3 protein-coding genes and 2 pseudogenes are annotated in these 3,840 nt (G+C 43.0%); 4 read left to right on the forward strand and 1 reads right to left on the reverse strand.

Annotated features, from left to right (window positions below; translation table 11 throughout):
• Positions 1 to 113: 113 nt before the first annotated feature.
• Positions 114 to 1,454 (forward strand): MATE family efflux transporter, encoded by a 1,341-nt coding sequence (locus RWS39_RS09315; RefSeq protein ID WP_314482870.1) that lies wholly within the window; start codon positions 114 to 116, stop codon positions 1,452 to 1,454.
• A 53-nt stretch (positions 1,455 to 1,507) separates the two neighbouring features.
• Here the strand turns inward: RWS39_RS09315 and RWS39_RS09320 are convergent.
• A pseudogene (locus tag RWS39_RS09320) lies at positions 1,508 to 1,696 on the reverse strand (4-oxalocrotonate tautomerase); the annotation flags it as partial.
• Between the two features lie 161 nt (positions 1,697 to 1,857).
• Between RWS39_RS09320 and RWS39_RS09325 the strand changes: the two are divergent.
• From RWS39_RS09325 to RWS39_RS09335, 3 genes and pseudogenes are all read left to right on the forward strand, one after another.
• A complete protein-coding gene (locus RWS39_RS09325) occupies positions 1,858 to 2,430 on the forward strand; it encodes a thymidine kinase (RefSeq protein WP_314482873.1) in 573 nt (190 codons plus the stop codon).
• Between the two features lie 35 nt (positions 2,431 to 2,465).
• The gene (gene prfA, locus RWS39_RS09330; protein ID WP_005589827.1) at positions 2,466 to 3,545 is read left to right on the forward strand and encodes a peptide chain release factor 1; all 1,080 of its coding nucleotides are present in this window, start codon (positions 2,466 to 2,468) and stop codon (positions 3,543 to 3,545) included.
• Positions 3,545 to 3,840 (forward strand): annotated as a pseudogene (locus tag RWS39_RS09335) (peptide chain release factor N(5)-glutamine methyltransferase); the annotation flags it as partial. The gene prfA and the pseudogene RWS39_RS09335, both read left to right, overlap by 1 nt.

A 3,840-nucleotide genomic window follows, 5' to 3' on the forward strand; every position in this document is an offset into this window, starting at 1 on the left:
TGCTCGACAATCCAAAGACAATTGAGAGGCTAGGACTTTTGTCCCAGCCTCTTTTGACTATTCAGTTAGCTTGTAGTAGTATAGTTAAAGAAGATTAAAAAAAGGACTTCAACATGTATCAGACTTATCATTTGAAACAACGCCTAAGCTTGTTTGTCTCAATTTTTCTTCCCATCTTGATTTATCAGCTGGCAAATTTCTCGGCTTCCTTTGTTGACACGACCATGACGGGCCAATACGATACCTTGCATCTGGCAGGTGTCTCTATGGCAACCAGTCTGTGGGGTTCATTTTTCTCTTTTCTAACAGGGATTGTGTCTGCCTTGGTACCGATCATCGGTCATCATTTGGGACAGGGAAAAGATGAAAAAATCGCCTCTGATTTTTATCAGTTCATCTATCTTTCTTTGGCTTTATCGCTGATTTTATTTTCACTGGTATTTGTGGGTGCCCCTTTGGTTTTGCAGCGTCTACGCTTAGACCCTTTGGTAAAAGATGTAGCCCAGCATTATCTTTGGTACTTGTCCATCGGTATCATTCCCTTCTTGCTCTTTAGCGTCATTCGCTCTCTCTTGGATGCTTTGGGGTTGACTCGGCTTTCTATGTATTTGATGCTCTTGCTTCTACCTTTGAATGCCAGCTTTAATTATGTGTTGATTTATGGAGCTTTTGGTTTTCCAGAAATGGGCGGAGCTGGTGCGGGACTGGGCACTTCGTTAGCTTATTGGGTTTTATTAGTTATATCACTATTATTGGCCATCAAACATCCTAAAGTCCGTCAGTACCAACTCTGGAAAATTCGCCCCTTGAGCAAAACTGGTTTAGCTGAAGGTTTTCGTTTAGGCTTGCCAATAGGAGGGACAGTCTTTGCCGAAGTTGTCATCTTTTCAATCGTCGGACTAGTGATGTCAAAATTTTCTTCTTTGATTATCGCTAGCCATCAGGCTGCCATGAATTTTTCAAACCTAATGTACGCTTTTCCTATGAGTATTTCCACAGCTATGGCCATCATTGTCTCTTATGAGCTGGGGGCTGAAAGACTTGACGATGTGAAAAAATATTGTACTTTGGGGAGAATTGTGGCATCTGGTTTCGCTGTCTTTACCTTGATTTTTCTCTATATTTTCCGAGATAAGGTTGCCAGCCTTTATGGCTCAGATCCAGATTTTATACGTCTGACCTCAATCTTTCTGACTTTTAGCCTCTTTTTCCAATTGGCTGATACGATTGCCGCTCCTTTGCAAGGAATTTTGCGAGGCTACAAGGATACTCAAGCACCATTTTACTTGGGCTTATTAGCTTACTGGGGCGTTTCCTTGCCTCTGGGCTTGTTTTTAGATCAGGCTACGGATTTGGGACCTTATGGGTATTGGATTGGACTGATTGCGAGTTTGGTCGTGAGCGCCATCCTTTACCAACTGCGATTGAATTATATCCAAAAGAAGCGACGCTGAGCGTTTTCATCATAAAATTAAAAGGCTGAGTTATTATCTCAGCCTTTTTGATTTTATTTTGTTCGCATTTCACCTTGAGGGAAGTAAGTGCCTTCTGGCATGTCGTTGATGATGACATGGACAGCAGACTGAGGTGCGCCAGTATTTCTGACAACGGCCTCGGTGACCTCCTTAGCCAAAGCCTTCTTTTGTTCTAAGCTGCGGCCTTCAAATAAATCAATTCTGACAAATGGCATATGATTTCTCCTTTTCTTTTGCTAATCTTATTTTATCACAAATTAGGTTTTAAAGAATAGTGAATTGTGGTAAAATAATAGGAAGTACGGTCGGTCTTTCAAGCAGAGTTTATGGACAGTGCTGAAAGTCCTAGAAAGACAATACTTAGAGAGAATGTAAGAATAAAATGGCTCAGTTATATTATAAATATGGCACAATGAATTCGGGCAAGACGATTGAAATTTTGAAAGTGGCCCACAACTACGAAGAGCAGGGGAAAAGCGTGGTCATCATGACCTCAGCTGTCGATACACGTGATGGCTTTGGTGTTGTTTCCAGTCGTATCGGCATGAAGCGGTCTGCGATGGCAATTGAGGATCAAACAGATATTTTTGGCTATATTCAAAGTCTGTCTGAAAAGCCTTACTGCGTTTTGATCGATGAGGCTCAGTTTTTGAAACGCCATCATGTCTATGATTTGGCAAGAGTGGTGGATGAGCTGGATGTTCCGGTCATGGCTTTTGGTTTGAAAAATGACTTTCGCAATGAACTCTTTGAAGGTTCCAAGCACCTCTTGCTCTTGGCTGATAAGATTGACGAAATCAAGACCATTTGCCAATACTGCTCTAAAAAGGCAACCATGGTTTTGCGGACGGATAACGGGAAACCTGTCTATGATGGCGAACAAATCAAAATCGGTGGACATGAGACCTATATTTCTGTATGCCGCAAGCATTATTTCAATCCACCCATTAAGTAGAATGAATTAGAAAATCAAGGAGATAGATTACAAAGATGAATATTTATGACCAGTTACAGGCAGTGGAAGACCGTTATGAAGAGCTTGGAGAATTGCTCAGTGACCCAGATGTGGTCTCAGATACCAAGCGTTTCATGGAGCTTTCAAAAGAAGAAGCTTCTACTCGTGATACGGTGACGGCCTACCGTGAGTACAAACAAGTCCTTCAAAACATCGTTGATGCTGAAGAGATGATTAAAGAGTCTGGTGGCGATGCTGACTTGGAAGAAATGGCCAAGCAAGAGCTCAAAGATGCTAAGGCTGAAAAAGAAGAGTACGAAGAAAAACTGAAAATCTTGCTCCTTCCAAAGGATCCGAACGACGATAAGAATATCATCCTTGAAATTCGTGGAGCAGCTGGTGGTGATGAAGCGGCGCTTTTTGCTGGAGATTTACTGACGATGTATCAGAAATATGCGGAAGCCCAAGGCTGGCGCTTTGAAGTCATGGAAGCTTCTATGAATGGCGTCGGTGGTTTCAAAGAAGTAGTGGCTATGGTTTCAGGGCAATCCGTTTACTCTAAACTTAAGTATGAATCTGGTGCCCATCGTGTTCAACGGGTTCCTGTAACAGAAAGCCAAGGCCGTGTTCATACCTCAACTGCCACAGTTCTTGTCATGCCAGAAATTGAAGAAGTAGAATACGATATTGATCCAAAAGACCTTCGTGTCGACATCTACCACGCATCTGGTGCTGGTGGACAGAACGTCAATAAGGTTGCGACTGCCGTTCGTATCGTTCACTTGCCAACCAATATCAAGGTTGAAATGCAGGAAGAACGTACCCAGCAGAAGAACCGTGAGAAGGCCATGAAGATTATTCGTGCGCGTGTTGCTGACCACTTTGCACAAATTGCACAAGATGAACAAGATGCTGAGCGTAAGTCAACGATTGGTACAGGTGACCGTTCAGAACGGATTCGTACTTATAACTTCCCACAAAACCGTGTCACAGACCACCGTATCGGCTTGACCCTGCAAAAGCTAGATACTATCTTGTCTGGTAAATTGGATGAAGTTGTAGATGCCTTGGTGCTCTATGACCAAACGCAAAAACTAGAAGAACTGAATAAATAATGACATTAGCTCAATATTTGGCTGAGTTAGAGCAGGAGCTGGTAGCAGCGGGAGAAGAAGCGGAAAGCCTGTCTTTTGTTTATAGGGCTCTCAATGATCTCTCCTTTACCGATTTTGTTCTCAAGCTTCAGACAGAGGTTAATCAGGAAGATCGTGACCAGCTGAAAGCAATTCATGAGCAGCTGCTCGCTCATAAGCCAGCCCAGTATATCATTGGGAGCAGTGACTTTCACGGCTTGACTCTCAAAGTGGACGAGCGAGTTCTGATTCCAAGGCCTGAGACGGAGGAGCTGGT

It is taken from the genome of Streptococcus cristatus, assembly GCF_963529205.1.
GTDB classification, from domain to species: Bacteria; Bacillota; Bacilli; order Lactobacillales; family Streptococcaceae; genus Streptococcus; species Streptococcus cristatus_O.

What these genes read in the sequence shown, in the direction of transcription:
- RWS39_RS09315 (WP_314482870.1), top strand. Translation starts at nt 114, where the DNA reads ATGTATCAGACTTATCATTTGAAACAACGCCTAAGCTTGTTTGTCTCA.
- RWS39_RS09325 (WP_314482873.1), top strand. Translation starts at nt 1,858, where the DNA reads ATGGCTCAGTTATATTATAAATATGGCACAATGAATTCGGGCAAGACG.
- prfA (WP_005589827.1), top strand. Translation starts at nt 2,466, where the DNA reads ATGAATATTTATGACCAGTTACAGGCAGTGGAAGACCGTTATGAAGAG.